This is a genomic window from Bradyrhizobium uaiense, from assembly GCF_010811875.1.
In the GTDB taxonomy this organism is placed as follows: Bacteria; Pseudomonadota; Alphaproteobacteria; order Rhizobiales; family Xanthobacteraceae; genus Bradyrhizobium; species Bradyrhizobium uaiense.
In genome coordinates, this window is sequence record NZ_VKHP01000206.1 from 1 (window position 1) to 17,213 (window position 17,213).

Annotated in this window: 18 protein-coding genes and 1 pseudogene; 6 read left to right on the forward strand and 13 right to left on the reverse strand. The window is 63.5% G+C overall.

Annotated elements, in window-relative coordinates; genetic code table 11:
* The 7 genes and pseudogenes from FNJ47_RS50255 to FNJ47_RS35115 all read right to left on the reverse strand — a co-directional run.
* Positions 1-282 (reverse strand): annotated as a pseudogene (locus FNJ47_RS50255) (hypothetical protein); the annotation flags it as partial.
* Positions 283-285: 3 nt separating this feature from the next.
* Positions 286-2,424, reverse strand: coding sequence for a glycine--tRNA ligase subunit beta (gene glyS, locus FNJ47_RS35090; RefSeq protein ID WP_163160475.1), 2,139 nt, complete (start codon positions 2,422-2,424; stop codon positions 286-288).
* On the reverse strand, positions 2,424-3,359 hold the full coding sequence (locus FNJ47_RS35095; RefSeq protein WP_163160476.1) for a glycine--tRNA ligase subunit alpha: 936 nt from the start codon (positions 3,357-3,359) through the stop codon (positions 2,424-2,426). The genes glyS and FNJ47_RS35095 overlap by 1 nt, the downstream gene beginning before the upstream one ends.
* Positions 3,360-3,630: 271 nt before the next feature.
* Positions 3,631-3,822 carry a hypothetical protein gene (locus tag FNJ47_RS35100; RefSeq protein WP_050403245.1) on the reverse strand — a complete coding sequence of 64 codons (192 nt, stop codon included), beginning with the start codon at positions 3,820-3,822 and terminating at the stop codon, positions 3,631-3,633.
* Between the two features lie 116 nt (positions 3,823-3,938).
* The gene (locus FNJ47_RS35105) at positions 3,939-4,862 is read right to left on the reverse strand and encodes a S49 family peptidase (protein ID WP_163160477.1); all 924 of its coding nucleotides are present in this window, start codon (positions 4,860-4,862) and stop codon (positions 3,939-3,941) included.
* 244 nt (positions 4,863-5,106) lie between these two features.
* Positions 5,107-5,934 (reverse strand): tRNA1(Val) (adenine(37)-N6)-methyltransferase, encoded by an 828-nt coding sequence (locus FNJ47_RS35110; protein ID WP_163160478.1) that lies wholly within the window; start codon positions 5,932-5,934, stop codon positions 5,107-5,109.
* Positions 5,927-6,154: a putative signal transducing protein gene (locus FNJ47_RS35115; protein WP_163160479.1), complete on the reverse strand. Its 228-nt coding sequence runs from the start codon at positions 6,152-6,154 to the stop codon at positions 5,927-5,929. Before FNJ47_RS35115 ends, FNJ47_RS35110 begins: the two co-directional genes overlap by 8 nt.
* Before the next feature lie 135 nt (positions 6,155-6,289).
* Here FNJ47_RS35115 and FNJ47_RS35120 point away from each other — a divergent pair, with 135 nt between their 5' ends.
* Entirely contained in the window at positions 6,290-7,300 is a 1,011-nt protein-coding gene (locus FNJ47_RS35120; RefSeq protein ID WP_163160480.1) for a polyprenyl synthetase family protein, read from the forward strand.
* Positions 7,301-7,486: 186 nt separating this feature from the next.
* On the opposite strand, the gene FNJ47_RS35125 is transcribed toward FNJ47_RS35120, so the two are convergent.
* Positions 7,487-8,326, reverse strand: coding sequence for an AraC family transcriptional regulator (locus FNJ47_RS35125; protein WP_163160481.1), 840 nt, complete (start codon positions 8,324-8,326; stop codon positions 7,487-7,489).
* Between the two features lie 237 nt (positions 8,327-8,563).
* On the opposite strand from FNJ47_RS35125, the gene FNJ47_RS35130 reads away from it, so the two are divergent.
* Positions 8,564-9,805, forward strand: coding sequence for an ABC transporter substrate-binding protein (locus FNJ47_RS35130; RefSeq protein WP_163160482.1), 1,242 nt, complete (start codon positions 8,564-8,566; stop codon positions 9,803-9,805).
* 243 nt (positions 9,806-10,048) lie between these two features.
* A complete protein-coding gene (locus tag FNJ47_RS35135) occupies positions 10,049-11,152 on the forward strand; it encodes a mandelate racemase/muconate lactonizing enzyme family protein (RefSeq protein WP_163160483.1) in 1,104 nt (367 codons plus the stop codon).
* Between the two features lie 107 nt (positions 11,153-11,259).
* Here FNJ47_RS35135 and FNJ47_RS35140 read toward each other — a convergent pair whose 3' ends face one another.
* Positions 11,260-11,610 (reverse strand): hypothetical protein, encoded by a 351-nt coding sequence (locus FNJ47_RS35140; protein WP_163160484.1) that lies wholly within the window; start codon positions 11,608-11,610, stop codon positions 11,260-11,262.
* Positions 11,611-11,805: 195 nt separating this feature from the next.
* Here FNJ47_RS35140 and FNJ47_RS35145 point away from each other — a divergent pair, with 195 nt between their 5' ends.
* Positions 11,806-12,030 carry a hypothetical protein gene (locus FNJ47_RS35145; protein WP_163160485.1) on the forward strand — a complete coding sequence of 75 codons (225 nt, stop codon included), beginning with the start codon at positions 11,806-11,808 and terminating at the stop codon, positions 12,028-12,030.
* A gap of 119 nt (positions 12,031-12,149) precedes the next feature.
* Here FNJ47_RS35145 and FNJ47_RS50005 read toward each other — a convergent pair whose 3' ends face one another.
* The 3 genes from FNJ47_RS50005 to FNJ47_RS35155 form a co-directional block, all read right to left on the reverse strand.
* Positions 12,150-12,287, reverse strand: a complete 138-nt coding sequence (locus FNJ47_RS50005; RefSeq protein WP_165446006.1) for a hypothetical protein — start codon at positions 12,285-12,287, stop codon at positions 12,150-12,152.
* A gap of 30 nt (positions 12,288-12,317) precedes the next feature.
* A complete protein-coding gene (locus tag FNJ47_RS35150; RefSeq protein WP_163160486.1) occupies positions 12,318-12,752 on the reverse strand; it encodes a cupin domain-containing protein in 435 nt (144 codons plus the stop codon).
* Positions 12,753-13,072: 320 nt separating this feature from the next.
* Complete coding sequence (locus FNJ47_RS35155) at positions 13,073-13,729, reverse strand: glutathione S-transferase (RefSeq protein ID WP_163160487.1); 657 nt, start codon at positions 13,727-13,729, stop codon at positions 13,073-13,075.
* Positions 13,730-13,900: 171 nt separating this feature from the next.
* On the opposite strand from FNJ47_RS35155, the gene FNJ47_RS35160 reads away from it, so the two are divergent.
* Positions 13,901-15,124 carry a polyhydroxyalkanoate depolymerase gene (locus tag FNJ47_RS35160; protein WP_175068461.1) on the forward strand — a complete coding sequence of 408 codons (1,224 nt, stop codon included), beginning with the start codon at positions 13,901-13,903 and terminating at the stop codon, positions 15,122-15,124.
* A gap of 198 nt (positions 15,125-15,322) precedes the next feature.
* Entirely contained in the window at positions 15,323-16,108 is a 786-nt protein-coding gene (locus tag FNJ47_RS35165) for a substrate-binding domain-containing protein (protein ID WP_163160489.1), read from the forward strand.
* 169 nt (positions 16,109-16,277) lie between these two features.
* Here FNJ47_RS35165 and FNJ47_RS35170 read toward each other — a convergent pair.
* Positions 16,278-17,213 (reverse strand): serine/threonine protein kinase (locus FNJ47_RS35170; protein ID WP_163160490.1); only part of this gene is annotated, 936 nt, incomplete at its 5' end.

Genomic DNA, 17,213 nt, shown 5'->3' on the forward strand with positions numbered 1-17,213 from the left:
TGCGTGCTCATCGCCGTGTCTGCTGTCATTAAGTACAGTACACCTACATGTATCTGGATTGACGGTGCGTTTTGGTTTTGTTAAGATCCCGCAGACCGCCGGAATCCACACGGAGTAGCTCGTCGGCAGCGTCGGATGTTTATAAGAGACAGCGGTCGCACCGCCCTTGATGAAGAATTGCCCGACGATCTCCTGCAGATCGCGAGGGGCCGGCTGGTCGTGCCAGTCCTGCGCGAACGCCGCCGCTTCCTTGTCGTAAGCGGCGAGCGTTGCGTGGTCCATCGGTCAGCCTTCGATTTTGGAGAAATCCGCCACCGCACGGGTCGCGCTACGAATTTCGTTGAGCAGTCTTAGGCGGTTCTTGCGTACATTCGGATCGTCGTCATTGACCTTGACCCTATCGAAAAATGCATCCACCGCTGGGCGCAACTTTGCCAATGCGCTCATCGCACCGGCCAAGTCATTCTTCGAAACAGCTTCTCTAGCTTCTGACTGAGTGGCCAAGATTGTGGCGTCCAACCGTCGCTCTTCCTCGGTCTGATACAAGTCGGCATCCGGCGCTTCGAGGTAAGCGAGTTGATCCTTTTTCTCTTCAATCCGAAGAATGTTCTCGGCACGCTTGGTACCTGCGAGAAGATTCCGGCCATCATCGGTATCGAGAAATCTGCCAAGCGCTTCGACACGATCGACTATTGGCACAAGAGGATGACCCTGAACTAGTGATCCCGCACTTAAGGCGGCCTCCACCAGATCATGCCGCGCCTTCTGTTCGCGAAGCTGTACCTCTAGCCGATCTTCGAAGAAGGCCATCAATTGATCCGCAATGTCGGCAACCTTCCAATCGTTCTTGGTGTCGACCACATCTATATATTCTTTGCCGAATGAATTCTTAAAGTGATCGGTTACAAGACCTCGCAATCCAATCCCGAGCCGGTTTTCGAGAATGATTCGGATCACTCCCAAGGCTGCTCGCCGCAGTGCGAACGGGTCCTTAGAACCGGTCGGCCTCTCATTGATCAACCAGAATCCCGCCAGCGTGTCGATCTTGTCCGCAAGCGCCACCGCAATGCTCACCGGATCGGTCGGCACACGGTCGGTCGGCCCTTGCGGCTTCCAGTGCTCCTCGCTCGCGGCTGCGACGGAGGCATCCTCGCCCTGCGCCAGCGCGTAATACTTGCCCATCAGGCCCTGCAATTCGGGGAACTCGCCGACGACTTCGGTCAGCAAGTCCGCCTTGGCGAGGCGCGCGGCGCGCTTGGTCTTCTCGACATCGGCGCCGACCAGCGGCGCGATCTCGGCAGCGAGCTTCTCGATGCGCTTGATGCGCTCCGCCTGGGTGCCGAGCTTCTCGTGGAACACGATCTGCTCGAACTTCGGCAACCGATCCTCGAGCTTGGTCTTGAGATCGGTCTCGTAGAAGAACTTCGCATCCGACAGTCGCGGGCGGATCACGCGCTCATTGCCGGCGACGATGGTCTTGCCGTCGTCGGGCGCCTCGATGTTGGCGGTCAGCACGAACTTGTTGGTCAGCTTGCCCGTCTTGGGATCCCTGACCACGAAGCACTTCTGGTTGTTGCGGATGGTGGCGCGGATCACCTCATCCGGGATGACCAAAAATTCCTTCTCGAACGATCCCATCATCACGACAGGCCATTCGACGAGGCCGGAGACCTCATCGACCAGCACAGGGTCCTCGACCAGCTCGAGGCCCTGCGCGAACGCCAGTTCCTTGGCGTCATCGACGATGATGTCCTTGCGCGCCTGCGGATCGAGGATCACCTTTGCGGCCTTCAGCTTGGCCTCGTAATCCTCGAAGCGACGCACCGAAATCGCACCCGGCGCCATGAAGCGATGGCCGTAGGTGGTCTGCCCGGCTTCGATGCCGTCGACCGAGAATTTCACGACATCGGGCTCCTCGGTCTCGAGACCAAAGGTCGCAACGATCGAATGCAGCGGGCGCACCCAGGTGAGCGAGCCTGACTTGGCCGAGCGCGCGCCCCAGCGCATCGATTTCGGCCAGGGGAAAGTGCGGATGATCACCGGCAGGATTTCGGCGATGACGTCGATCGCCGCGCGACCGGGCTTTTCGATGAGCGCGATGTAGAAATCGCCTTTCGCATCCTTCTGGATCTTCGCTTCATCCAGCGAGTTGAGACCCGTCGCTTTCAGAAAGCCCTGCACCGCTGCATCCGGGGCGCCGATCTTCGGGCCGCGACGTTCGGTCTTCAGGTCCGGCTGCCGCGCGGGAATGCCGTGCACGGTGAGCGCAAGGCGGCGCGGGGTCGCGAACGCCTTGGCGCCTTCGTAGACGAGGCCCTCGGCGACGAGCTTGTCGGTCACCATGCGACGCAGATCGTCCGCCGCCTTGGCCTGCATGCGCGCGGGGATTTCTTCGGAGAACAGTTCGAGGAGAAGTTCGGGCATCAGACCGCCCTGCCCGTTTCAGTGTGGATCCACGCCTCGCCGCAGGCCTTCGCCAGGTCGCGCACGCGGCCGATATAGCTCTGCCGCTCGGTCACCGAGATGACGCCGCGGGCGTCGAGCAGATTGAACACGTGGCTCGCCCTGATGCACTGGTCGTAGGCCGGCAAGGCCATCAGATGTTCCTTGTGATTATCGGCCTCACGCCAGCCGGCGGCGAGATATTTGCGGCAGGCCTCTTCCGCCATCTTGAACTGCTCGAACAGCATCGCGGTGTCGGCATACTCGAAATTGTGCCGCGAATATTCCTGCTCGGCCTGCAGGAAGACGTCGCCATAGGTGACCTTCTCGGCGCCCTCGCGGCCGTTGAAGTTGAGGTCGTAGACCCGGTCGACGCCCTGCACGTACATCGCAAGCCGCTCGAGCCCGTAGGTGAGCTCGCCCGCGACCGGCGCGCATTCGACGCCGGCGACCTGCTGGAAGTAGGTGAACTGGCTGACTTCCATGCCGTCGCACCAGCATTCCCACCCCAGGCCCCAGGCGCCGAGCGTCGGGCTCTCCCAGTCGTCCTCGACGAAGCGGATGTCGTGGACGGCGGAATCAATGCCGATCGCGGCGAGCGACTTCAGGTACAGTTCCTGAAGGTTCGCCGGTGACGGCTTCATGATCACCTGGAACTGGTAGTAGTGCTGCAGCCGGTTGGGATTTTCGCCGTAGCGGCCGTCCTTGGGCCGCCGCGACGGCTGCACATAGGCCGCGTTCCAGGGCTTGGGCCCGAGCGCGCGCAGCGTGGTCGCGGGATGGAAGGTGCCGGCGCCCATTTCCATGTCGTAGGGCTGCAGGATGACGCAACCCTGCTCGGCCCAGAACCGCTGGAGAGCCAGGATGAAGCCCTGGAACGAACGTTCCGGGCGCATGTGGTCAGGCAGGGCGTCCATCGTCAGAATCGGTCTCGCGAGGGGGTTTTGAAGCGCGCGGGACCGTATCGGCGGTGGCCAATGGAATCAAGGCGATGGGGGATGTTTCTGACACCTCGCCCCGCTTGCGGGGAGAGGTCGAAATCCGCGCGCCGCGCGGGTTTCGGGTGAGGGGGACTCTCCGCGAACTCTCATCTTTCGAGTTTGCGGAAGCAGCCCCTCACCCCAGCCCTCTAAGAGCGAGCTTCGCTCGTCTCGACCCCGCAAGAGCGGGGCGAGGGAGATCAAAGCGCTAGCCCGGGCGATAGGCCCCGGTCACGGGGTCGCGGCGCAGGGTCTTGATTTCGCTCGCGCGCGTGGTCTCGGCCACGCGGGACAATCGCGCCTCTTCCAGTTCCTGGTTGATCCGGACGGCCGTCTTGTATGCCCAGCGGACCACGGCCAGGCCACCCAGGACGCCTGCGAATGCAATCAGCGGCGGCATCGGTCGATCCTTGTCGTTCACGTCTGTCAGGCCCCCAATGACAGCCATTCTCGCGCAACCGGCCCTGCGCCGCAATCGCCCTTTTGGGGCTAAATGGCGCGCTCAAATCCCCGTGTTCACAGCCCGAATCTGGCCCAAATCGCCCGCGTTTCCACCGCCGAGATCAGATGGTCCGGCAGGGCGCCGATTCCATCCAGCGCCGCCATGGATCCCGCTCCCGGCGCCCGCCGGCCGAGCAGGCCGGACAGCATGCCGCTCGCGGGCGCGATCACCGGGGTCAGCACCTTCTCGCCATAGCGGGCCCGCAGCGTCGAGCGGAGGTCGCCGATGGCATCGGCAAGCCCCAGGCCGATCGCGGTCTCGCCCGCCCAGTATTCGCCGGTGAACAATTCGTCGTCAGGCCCCTTCAGGCGGCTGCCGCGGCTCTGCTTCACCAGGTTGATGAAGATCGCATGGATCTCGCGCTGGATCGTCATCAGCCGCGCGACATCGTCGGGGTTTTCGGGCAGGAACGGATCGAGCATCGCCTTGTGGCTGCCCGCCGTATAGAGCCGCCGCTCGACCCCGATCTTCTTGATCGCCTCCTGGAAACCGAAGCTGCCGCCGACCACGCCGATCGAACCCAGGATCGAGGACGGGTCGCAATAAATCTCGTCGCCCGCGCAGGCGATCATGTAGCCGCCGGAAGCCGCGACGTCCTCGACGAACACCAGCACCGGCAGCTTCTTCTCGGCCGACAGTTGGCGGATACGCAAATAGATCTGGCGCGACTGCACCGGCGAGCCGCCCGGCGAATTGATCACTAGCGCCACCGCCTTGGCATTCCTTGTGCCAAAGGCGCGCTCCAGCATCTTGGCGACACCCGAGAGCGTCATGCCGGGCCGCAGCGGCGTCACCGCACCGATGACGCCCGACAGCCGCACCACCGGCACGACGGCCGCGCCACGCCGGAAACGTGCCGGCAACATTCCCTGCACGCGGTCGAGCAGTCCCGAACGTCCTCCGGAATCTCCGTGGCCATCACTTATTTGTTCACTCATGCCGTTACCTCGAATTAACCACTTTTTATCACGCCACTGTCATTGGATTCCGTGGAACGCGTTTTGCATTTTGTCATTGGGACTGCAATGCGCGGGCGGAGAGGGACCCATGAAGATCTATCTGCTGATTATGCTGATCGGTACGCTTCTGACGGCAATCCGCTTCACGTCGACGCCGGAACGCCAGTCGGAAACGGCTTCGCAGTGATTTAGTGCCAGCACGAAGCGGACGGCATTCTGCCCGTCAGCGCCGCGCCAGCGGCAATTCTCCCTTTCCAGCCAACATCTCCTGCACCCATTTATTGGGCACACCTGACGGTTCATTGAGCAGCAGCGCGGCATGCAGCCGCGTCGGCGCCCGGCCACCCTTGGTGGCCCGCACCAGGATTCGGATCGCCGGCGCCGTCGCGTCGCTGTGAACCGGCAGGATCTCGAGACTGCCGAAACCGCGTTCCAGCGCGGCCAGCACCTCGGCAACCCCGTCGGCCCGCCAGATCATCGCAAGCTGGCCGTTCGACTTGAGAATCCGCCGCGCGGCATGAACCCAGGCGGCAAGCGTGGTCGCGGTCGCGACATGGGCACGCTCCCGCACGCCGTCCGGCGAGGCGCGGTGCCGGGTGGAATCGTTGAACGGCGGGTTCATCAGAACGACGTCGGCGCTGTCGGGCATGAGGCCGACCGCGGCAAAGGCCGTCGCGTCCGCTTCGACATCGAGGATGACCACCTCGGCCTCGATCACATTGGCAGCGGCGTTATTCCGCGCCAGCTCGGCCAATCCAGCGTCGATCTCGACCAGGACGAGGTCGATCCCGCTCACCCGCCGCGCCACCGAAAGCCCCGCCGCGCCGACACCGGAGCCGAGATCGATGACGCGCTCACCTGATCGAGCCGGCGTCGCCGCGGCCAGCAGAATCGCGTCGTGCCCGGCGCGGTGGCCGCTGCGGGGCTGCCGCAGCCGCAATTGCCCACCGAGGAATCCGTCCTCGGTGATCTCAGCGGCCGGAGGCTGGCTTTTTGACGCGTTTTCTTCACGCGAACCGGAGCCCACTTCGCTTGAAAACGCTCTACTCATCGGCCCGCAATTCGTGGCCGAGGCCGGCATCGGTCAGGAGCTGGCGGGCCTCGTGGTTGTCGTCCTCATGCACCAGGATCCGCCGCGGCAGCACGCCGAGCGAGCCCTCGATGATGCTCATGTTCTGGTCCAGCACCAAATGATGGATGTTAGCGCTGTCGAGCAGCGCGCCGACGGCCGAGACCAGCACCATGTCGTTGGTCCGTACCAATTCCCGCAAAATCCACTCTCCTGTCGTCCCGGCTGTGCGGCACTTGCGCCACATGTCAACAACTTGATGGCCTTGCCGCAAACCTTCGCAGTTTCTATTGTTATAGCTGAGCATAATGCGTATTCGGCAAAATTGGAGACCAGCGTGGCGGTTATTGTACCCTTCGAAAGCCCGTCCAATGCTTCGATCGACGGGCTGGTGGGACTTGTCGCCGCCGACATGGAGCGCGTCAACGCGACCATCCTTTCGCGGACCGGCTCCGAGGTCACCATGATCCCCGAAGTGGCCAACCATTTGATCTCCTCCGGCGGCAAGCGGCTGCGCCCGATGCTGACGCTCGCGATGGCCCAGCTCGCCGACTACACAGGCGACGGCCACATCAAGCTCGCCGCCGCGGTCGAATTCATGCACACCGCGACCCTGCTGCATGACGACGTGGTCGACGAGAGCGAGCTGCGCCGCGGCAAATTGTCCGCGCGGATGCTGTGGGGCAACGAGGCCAGCGTGCTGGTCGGCGACTTCCTGCTCGGCCAGGCGTTCCGCATGATGGTCGAGGTGGGCTCGCTGCGCGCGCTCGACATTCTCTCGGCCGCCGCCGCCACCATCGCCGAGGGCGAGGTGATGCAGCTTGCCGCCGCGAAGAACACCGCGACCACCGAGGACGAATATCTCGCGGTGATCCGCGGCAAGACCGCCGAGCTGTTCGCCGCCGCGTGCGAGGTCGGCCCCGTGATCGCCAACCGTCCGAAAGCCGAGCAGACCGCGTGCCGTTCGGTCGGCATGAATCTCGGCATTGCCTTCCAGCTCGTCGACGACGTGCTCGACTATGGCGGCAAATCCGCCAAGCTCGGCAAGAATGTCGGCGACGATTTCCGCGAGGGCAAGATCACGCTCCCGGTGGTGCTCGCCTTCCGCCGCGGCAACGACACCGAGCGCCAGTTCTGGATCCGTGCACTGGAGCGCGGCGAGATCGGATCGGCCGATCTCGATCACGCGATCGGGCTGATGACCAAGCACCGCGCACTCGAAGACACCATCAGCCGCGCCCAGCACTACGGCGCGATGGCGGTCGACGCGCTGGCGCTGTTCCCGTCGTCACCGATGAAGACCGCGCTGGAACAGGTCGTCGCGTTCTGCCTCGCGCGCTCGCACTAAACTCGCCACATCAACGGTGTCGTCCCTGCGAAAGCAGGGACCTATACTCCGCAGCGGGTGTGGTGAACGTCACTCGTCGTTCCGGATTCGCGCGGCAATAGGCATTGGTGGTTATGGGTCCCTGCTTTCGCAGGGACGACATCGAGTTTGTCGCAACCGTCATCTGGGGAATGACGTGTCGGCCCTCTACTCTTCCACGGGCACCCAGATCTCCAGTCCGCCATTGCCGGTGTTCTTGTCGAACTTCTCGTCGTAGCGCTCGAAATTCGGCGCGTCCGCGACCTTCATGCCGGATTGCGGCAGCCACCTGTTCCAGATCGTATTGACGGTGCGGCGGATGGTCGAGATGTGGTCGGCATGGGTGAACACCACGTATTTCTGCGCCGGAATCCGGACACGTGCGAACTCGCGCGGGAGGTCGGAGAAATCGGCGACCTCGACGCCTGCGATGTAGTCGAAATTGCCGGCGTCGTCGCCGTTGCAGCAGACGCCATAGGCGCCATTGCCGACCTGACGCGGAATATGGACGCATTGCTGGTGGAGGCCGTGCCACTGGTTCGGAATGCCGGCCGTGCTGTCATTGGCGTGGTTGTAGCGCTCGCCGACGCCGGCGACGAGAAACGCCTTGCCGGATGCAATGCGCGGCGGATCGAGATGATCGAGAGCGGTCGAGATCATGGTGATCGGCTCCTGCAGCTTGAGCGTCGTCAGGCACGTCGTCGCGCGCACCGTCTCCGGCGTGACGCCGAAATGGTCGCGAAACGCGCGGGTGAATGCTTCGTGGGAGCCGTAATCGGCATCCAGCGCGAGGCTGAGAATATCGGGCGCACCGGCCGCGAGTTCGCGCGCGGCCTCGCTGAGGCGGCGCGCCCGCACGTAGCGCATCACCGAAAAGCCGGTCGCCTCCGCGAATGCCCGCACCAGATGGAAGCGCGAGACCCCGGCAACGACGGCGATATCGTCGAGCGTCAGCGACGTGCGGAGGTGGCTTTCGATGTACCAGAGCGCCTTCTGGGCTGGATTCATGGACGACGGCTTTCCTGCAAGGCTCCGGCATCATGCATGGCTGCCGCGCACGGCATTTGACAGTCCTTGCTGCGCAGCGGCGAAACCGTGGTTCCGCTCAGCGAAATTTTAGCCCAAAGCCGTCGCTGGCAACAATGTTGCAATCGTGCATACTCGCAGCCGCATCGATCCGACGGCTCACCAAGCTGCCCGAAAATCAAGACTGCACGAGCCGCGGCCAGCATGTCAGGGAGGACAATGATGCACCACCAACGCCTGAGCTATGCCAACTGCGTCATATCAGCGGCGCTTGCGGGGCTTTTGACGATCGCCCTCGCCGGCGCCGCCAACGCCCAGAAGAAATACGATCCGGGCGCGACCGACACCGAGATCAAGGTCGGCAACATCATGCCCTATTCCGGCCCGGCATCCGCCTACGCCACGATCGGCAAGACCGAAGCGGCCTATTTCAACAAGCTCAACAGCGAGGGCGGCATCAACGGCCGCAAGGTCAACTTCGTCTCCTACGACGACGGCTACTCACCGCCGAAGATGGTCGAGCAGGCCCGCAAGCTGGTCGAGAGCGACGAGGTGCTGTTGATCTTCAATCCGCTGGGCACGCCGGGCAACACCGCGATCCAGAAATACATGAACTCCAAGAAGGTGCCACAGCTGTTCGTCTCCACCGGCGCCGCCAAGTGGAACGATGCGAAGAATTTTCCTTGGACCATGGGCTGGCAGCCGAGCTACCAGGTCGAGGCGCGCATCTATGCCAAATACATCCTGCAGAAATATCCCGGCAAGACCATCGGCGTGCTCTACCAGAACGACGATTTCGGCAAGGACTACCTGATCGGCCTGCATGACGGGCTCGGCGATGCGGCCAAGAAACTGATCGTCGTCGAATCCTCCTACGAGACCACGTCGCCGACGGTGGATTCGCAGATCGTGCAGATCAAGGGCGCCAACCCCGACATCTTCGTCAACATCGCGACGCCGAAATTCGCGGCGCAGGCGATCAAGAAGGCCGCGGAGCTCGATTGGCATCCGGTCCAGTTCCTGACCAACGTCTCGGTCTCGATCGGCGGCGTGATGAAGCCGGCCGGCTACGAGGCGAGCCAGGACATCCTGTCGACCCAGTACCTGAAGGATCCCGCCGATCACGAGTGGAAGAACGATCCAGCCATGAACGAGTGGCGCGAGTTCATGACCAAGTGGTATCCCGAGGGCGATCAGAACGACGCCTCGACCGTGTTCGGTTACGGCGTGGCCAAGGGGCTGGAGCAGGTGTTGCGGCAATGCGGCGACAACCTCACCCGCGAGAACCTGATGAAGCAGGCGGCCAGCCTCAACTTCGAGATCGGCATCTATCTACCGGGGACGAAGATCAAGACCGGGCCGGACGACTACGCGCCGATCGAGCAGTTGCAGATGATGCGCTTCAAGGGCGAGAGCTGGGAGCGGTTCGGCCCCATCATGAGCGGCGAGAAGAGCAGCTAGGGCTTTCCTCTTTGGGCTTCATGATGCCCGGCCCTGCGCCGGGCATCCACGTCTTCGACACGATTCACGCGCAAGGTTCTTACCAGCAAGACTTGTCACAAGCAGACTTGTCACAAGCAGACTTGGAGCAGCCGGAACCCAGGCGAGCCGAAGCGAAGCTGCACGCAAGCTCGCCGCACTTGGGCTAGAGTATCCGGCAATCAAGCGCTCGCGGCCTATCCTGCGATCGGAAGGACAACAACAATGAAAATCACCGACGTCCGCGCACACCACATCCGCATTCCCTATGACGCGGGCCCTGCGAGTTTCCGCCAGGGCGCATCCGCGATCTCGGCGCTCGACATGGTGCTGGTCGAGGTGTCGACCGATGCCGGCCTGACCGGTTGGGGCGATGCCTTCGCCTACGTCTGCCCGAAGACGAGCAGCATGGCGGTGGCCGAGATGATCGCGCCGCAGGCCCGCGGCCTCGAGGTGCCCGACGCCGCCCGGATCCCCGCCGTGATGGAGCAGATCCAGCGCAATCTGCATCTGTTCGGCCGCTACGGCATCACGATGTTTGCGATCTCGGCGCTCGACATCGCGCTGTGGGATCTCGCCGGCAAGGTGAAGGGCGCGCCGCTGCATCAATTGATCGGCGGCGCCAAGCGCAGCGCGATCCCGGCCTATGCGAGCCTGATGCGGATCGGCAATCCCGGCCATATCGCCGCCGAATGCAAGAAGGCGATCAGGCTCGGCTACGCTGCGATCAAGCTTCACGAGACCACCGTGCCCGCGGTATCAGCCGCGCGCGAGGCGATCGGCCCCGGCGTGCCGCTGATGGTCGACATGAACTGCCCGCTGGATGGACCGGCCGCGATCCAGTTCGCGCGCGACTGCAAGCAGGCCGCACCGATGTTCCTGGAGGAGCCGGTCTGGCCGCCGGAGGATTTTGCGACGCTCGCCGAGGTACGCAGGGAGGGCCGACTCGATATCGCGGCCGGCGAGAACGCCTGCACCGTGCATCAATTCCGCCAGATGATGACCGCAGGCGCGGTCAGTCACGCGCAGCCGTCGGTGATCAAGGTCGGCGGCGTCACCGAATTCCTGCGCGTGGCCGTGCTCGCCGACGAGTTCGGCGTCCAGGTGATTCCGCACTCGCCGTATTTCGGGCCGGGCTTCCTCGCCACCCTGCATCTGATGGCGATCCGCGACGAAGGCCTGATCGAAATGTTCTTCATGAAGCGCCCCGCCTGCCTGTGGGGCGACCGCATCGATGTCGATGCCCGTGGCCACGTCGCCGTGCCGCAGGGTCCCGGGCTCGGCTACGAGCCGGATCGCGACGTGATGGAGAAATATCGGGTGGCGTGACGGACCCGGCTTTCCACCGTCATTGCGAGGAGCGTAGCGACGAAGCAATCCATCGGTCCGCATATGCGGCGCGATGGATTGCTTCGCTTCGCTCGCAATGACGGTCTCTACTTCGTCCCGTCCTTCGCCGGCGGCGCGTCGGCTTTCTTCTTCAGATCCTCGGTCAGCTTGAGCTGCGCCGCCTGCAAATCGGTGACGAGCTTCTGCAAGCCCGCAATTGCGCTCTGCAAGCTCGCGATCTGCCGGTTGGCGGCGTCGAGCTTCTGCTGATGATCTGTCGTGAGCTTGCCGATCGTCTTCTGCAGGAAGTCGACGTTGCTCTGCAGACAGCTCGTGCGTCGTTCCATCGTCTTCTCGACGGTGCAGATCTCGATGCCGGGAACGTCCTGCGCACGCGCGGTTCCGACGACGCCGAACACGAGCGGCATGAGCAAGACAACAGCGAAACGAGCGATCATCGGCATCCCCAATCAAACGCGTCATTCACAGTTTTGTGCGCGCGACGCTGAAAGCCGGGCAGACATACCACACTGAAACCGTATTCGAGCGGTGTGCTTCACCTATTACGGGGACTACTCGTGGGGACGGGGGCCTTCGGAACTTGTTTGGTTCGACCCCTTTTGGCTCGACCTTGGGCAGTGGAGACAGATCGCATGGCAACGCGCGAAAAACGGCTGGCGCAATTCGATGGCAATGGCGAACCTTCGCCGGAGCAACGCGTGGAAGTGCTTTGTGAGGATCATAGCGGAACGTATCAGCTGCCGTTCGCCTGCCGCTTCGTCAACGGCCAGTGGCGCAATGACACGACAGGCGGCGCGCTGGAAGCCAACGTCATCGCCTGGCGGAAGCCGCGCGAGAAGCAACCTGGCCTGGCCTGAGTCCGTCAGGCGCCGCGCTTACGCATGGTCCTTCCGGACCATGCATGCTGTTTCAAAATGCGACGCGCACGCGCCGTGCTTTAAGATTTGGAACGCGGATGGAACGAACCGCGTCCGAATCACTGATTGAGCAGCGTACTCCGTTGTTCACGGCTAGATGTGGTCATCAGCCCGAGGCGGCGCACCACATACAGAAGCATGACGATCGGCCGCAGCCAGCGGCCGACAACAAAGGTTAATTCCTCTGCCGACGACATTTGCGATCCCTTCTCTGATCCTCCTCGCGATCATTTCCACGGCGTGATCGGCGGCACGGTCTCGGTCGCCGGCGGCACGTCCACGGTCTTGAAATCGGCGGGGCTGACGATCTCGAGGTATTCCATGTCCTTCGAGTAATCGAACAAATAGTGGGTGATGCCGGGCCGCTGATGGATGACGTCGCCGGCTTCGACCAACGTCTCCTTGTCCTCATACATGAAGCGCGCCCAGCCCTTGGTCATGATGACGATCTGGAAATCGCACAGATGCTTGTGCCAGCCGGTGCCCTGCTCCGGCGGCAGGTCGGGATTGGCCTTGACCAGATGGCAGATCACCTGCCCGCCGGTGGCATCGGCGATGCCGAGATCGCGATACAGGAAGAAGTCGCGCAGACCTCCGCCCTTGAACTCGGTGTCACCGGGTTTGACGTGGGAGAATTTGCTGACGACGGCGTGCTGGTTCATTTCAAGCCTCCACGGTTCTCGTGTTCGCGAGATCGCGGCGCGGCTCAGCGTCCAAATTTTCGGCAGCGTCGCATCGTCGCGGTCACAGCTTGATTGTTGCTATGCGAAATCCTTGCCAGCCCGGTTGTGCTGCGGCGATCGGTCTCGCCACGCGCGGCCGCCACGGCGGAAGCATTTGGCGCGAGGCGCGAATTTGCGTTTGGCGCCGATCGGCCACGCCGGGCGCGCGTCACCGATTCCCGGCGCCGGCGGCACGTCCATTGAGCAAGGCTTGCCTTGAGCTTGAGCCGCCGGCCCAGGCAGGCCGGGGCGCGCACTGCCTAATATTCGACCTCGAGCTCCTCGACGTCGGCGGGCTCCGCCTTCGCAGCCTCCACCCATTCCTGCATCTCGGGCATCGCCATGATGGTCCTGGCATAGGCCGCGAGGACGGGATCGAGCTTGACGTCATAGGTCATGAAGCGGGTCACGACCGGCGCATACATCGCATCCGCCATGGTGCGGCGTTCGCCGAACAGGAACGGGCCGCCGGACTTGGCCAGGCAATCGCGCCAGATGGCGCAGACGCGCTCGATGTCAGCCTGTGCCCGCGACCAGATCTTGAAGCCGGGGAAATGGCCCTTGAGGTTGACCGGGAGCGAGGACCGCAGCGTGGTGAAGCCGGAATGGATTTCGCCCGAGATCGAGCGGCAATGCGCGCGCTGGATCCGGTCCTCCGGCAGCAGCCCGGCATGCGGCATGATCTCATTGAGATACTCGCCGATCGCCAAGGTATCCCAGACCGTCGCGCCCTCGTGGCGCAGGCAAGGAACCAGGATCGACGAGGACAGCAGCAGCAGCTCGGCCCGCGCCGAGGGGTCATCGGGCGCCGTGACCACCTCCTCGAACTCCAGCCCGGCGAATTTCGCCAGCAGCCAGCCGCGCAGCGACCAAGACGAGTAATTCTTGCTGCTGATGGTGAGTGTCGCTTTCGCCATATCGGTCCCTCACGCCTGAACGCGCCCTCGCCCCGGATGCCGCGACGGTCCAACCGCCGCGGCCCCGGGAGCCGTTCGTTTTTGCAGCAAGCGACGTGCCAATTTGCCGGGCAGCCGGCCCACCTCTGGCCTCGATATTGCTTGGCAGACCGGGCCACCGGGTGGATGCGTATGATGTCAATGATGTACCAGGCCTATCAGAACCATATGGACCTCACGGCGCCGTGGCGGACCGGCGCCGCGGCGGCATTGCGCTATCTCAATCTGGTGCCGCGGGGCACCTCGCAGCGGACGTTCGGCCGGCTCGCGGCCGCGCTTGAGCTGATCTCCCGCTCCAGCCTGACCTATGCCCGCCCCGACTACGCCATCGGCAGCGTGACCGCCGGCAACAGGGAGTACCAGGTGACCGAGGAGGTCGCCTATGCGACGCCGTTCGGCTCGCTCTTGCATTTCAGGAAGGTGGATGGTCCGGAGCAGCCGCGGCTGCTGCTGGTGGCGCCGATGTCCGGCCATTTTGCCACGCTGCTGCGCGGCACCGTGAAGACGCTGCTGCAGGACCACGACGTCTACATCACCGACTGGCACAATCCGCGCGACATCCCGCGCAGCGAGGGCCGCTTCGGGCTCGAGGACTACACCGACCATCTGATCGACTTCCTCGGCCAGCTCGGCCCGCGCGCGCATATGGTGGCGATCTGCCAGCCTTCCGTCTCGGCGCTGGCGGCGGCTGCGATCATGTCGGAAGACGATCATCCGGCGCGGCCGGCGTCGCTGACCCTGATGGCCGGGCCGATCGACACAAGGATCCAGCCGACCAAGGTGAACGAATTCGCCAAGAGCAAGCCGATCAAGTGGTTCGAGGACAATCTGATCAACTACGTGCCGATGCAGTGCAAGGGCGCGTTGCGTCAGGTCTATCCCGGCTTCGTGCAGCTCACGGCCTTCGTGTCGATGAACCTGGAGCGCCACATCAAGCAGCACATCGACCTCGCCGACCATCTCGCCAAGGGCGAGACCGCCAAGGCCGAATTGATCAAGACCTTCTACGACGAATATTTCGCGGTCATGGATCTGCCGGCGGAGTTCTACATCGAGACCGTGCGCGACGTGTTCCAGGAGCATCTGCTGCCGCAGGGCATGCTGATGCATCGCGGCCGTGCGGTGAACCCGGCGGCGATCCGGCGCATGGGCCTGATGACGGTGGAGGGCGAGAAGGACGACATCTGCTCGATCGGCCAGACCCTCGCCGCCCAGGACCTCTGCACCGGCGTCCGCACCTATCGCAAGGTGCATCACATGCAGGCCGGTGTCGGCCACTACGGCGTGTTCTCCGGCAAGCGCTGGAACAACGAGATCTATCCGCTGCTGCGCGATTTCGTGCATGTGAATTCGTAAGGGCTACGCGACGCTCTTTCCCCGTCATTGCGAGGAGCGAAGCGACGAAGCAATCCATCGTTCCGCACACGTGGAGCGATGGATTGCTTCGCTTCGCTCGCAATGACGACGCCGCAGCCCTAGCCACACATCCCCTCGCGCTATAGTCTCCCCGGCCACGACGACCCCCGCCCCAAGAATCGTCCAGGGAGAAACTCCATGCGCGCCTCGACCGCCTTACGTGCCCTCACGCTCGCCTTCGTCGGCGCCCTCGCGTTCACGTCAGCCGCCGAAGTCCATGTCATGATCTCGGGCGGGCTGACCGCGGCCTACAAGGCGCTGGTGCCGGAATTCGAGCGCAAGACCGGGCACAAGGTGGTGACGGCCTTCGGTCCATCGATGGGGACGACCACCAACGCCATTCCGGTGCGGCTGGCGCGCGGCGAACCGGCCGACGTGCTGATCATGGTGGGCTATGCGCTGGGTGACCTGATCAAGCAGGGCAAGGTGGCGGCCGACAGCCGCGTCGACCTCGTGAAATCGCCGATCGGGATCGCGGTCAAATCAGGCGCACTGAGGCCGGACCTCAGCTCGGCCGACAGCGTCAAGCAGGCGCTGCTGGCAGCGAAATCGGTCGCCTATTCCGACAGCGCCAGCGGCGTCTATGTCTCGACCGAGATGTTCCAGAAGCTGGGGATCGCCGACCAGATGAAGGACAAGGCGCGGATGATCCCGGCAACTCCGGTCGGCGAGATCGTCGCCAAGGGCGAGGCCGAGATCGGCCTGCAGCAGATCTCCGAGCTGAAGCCGGTCAGCGGCATCGACATCGTCGGTCCGCTGCCGGAGCCGTTGCAGAAAATCACGGTGTTCTCCGCCGGCATCGCGTCGGTTTCAAAAGAGCCCGACGCCGGCAAGGCGCTGATCAGCTTCCTCGCCTCGCCGGACGCACACGACGCGCTGGTCAAGAGTGGGCTGGATCCGATTGCGGGCGGTGCGACGCAGTAGCCGTGCGTAGCGCCACTGTTTCTCCGTCACCCTGAGGTGCGAGCCTTGCGGCGCACTTGCGCCGCTGGGCGAGCCTCGAAGGGTGCACGGCCACCAGCCGGGCCGATTCATCCTTCGAGACGCGCTACGCGCTCCTCAGGATGACGGTGCTGGTGACGGAGTCGAGCCCCTACCGCAAATGGTGCGCGCCGTAAGCCAGCAGCAGCACCACGACCAGCGCCAGCAGCAGCGTGGTCGACTTCCAGAACAGCACCGGGTTGCGCTCGATCAGCGGGGTCGATGACGTCGTCAGATATTTTGCGTTGGGATTGCGCAGGTCGAACAAAAACTCCGAGAAGCTCTCGTAGCGCTTGAGCGGATTGATGTGCACGGCGCGCTCCAGCGTGCCGTCGACCCAGTTCGGGATCGCGCGGCCGCCATGCGCGGCCGAATGGTAGACCAGCCGGTTGAAATCGGATCGTGTTCGCGCACGCGCGATCCGTGCGCCGTAGGGCAAGCGGCCGGTCAGCATCTGATAGGTGACGACGCCGAGCGAGAACAGGTCGGAACGCGCGGTGCCGCCCTCGCCGAGGAAATACTCCGGCGCGGTGTATTGCTGGGTGCCCAGAATATCCTCGACGCCCACAGGTACCGCCTCGGCGACACCAGAGATTCGCGTCGAGCCGAAATCGATGATCTTCACCGTGCCGGTGCTGTCGATCATGATGTTGTCGGGCCTGACGTCCTGGTGGAGCATCTCCTTGCGGTGGAACGCGCGCAGGCCCTTCGCGATCTGCTCGGTGATGTCGCGCACCGTCTCCAGCGCCGGCGCCGGATTGTCCGTCATCCACTGCGTCAGGGTCTGGCCGTCGACATATTCCATCGTGACATAGAGGAAGTTGCGCTTGCGCTGCGGGAGAAACGGCTTCAGCACATGCGGGCTGTCGATTCTTCTAGCGACCCACTCCTCCATCACGAAGCGCTTCAGGTAGGCCGGATCGTCGCGCAGGTCGATCGAGGGGATCTTGATCGTGACCGTGGTGCCGCTCTCTTCGTCGATCGCGAGATAGATATGGCTGCGGTGCGAGGCATGCAGCTCGCGCACGATGCGATAGCCGTCGAACAG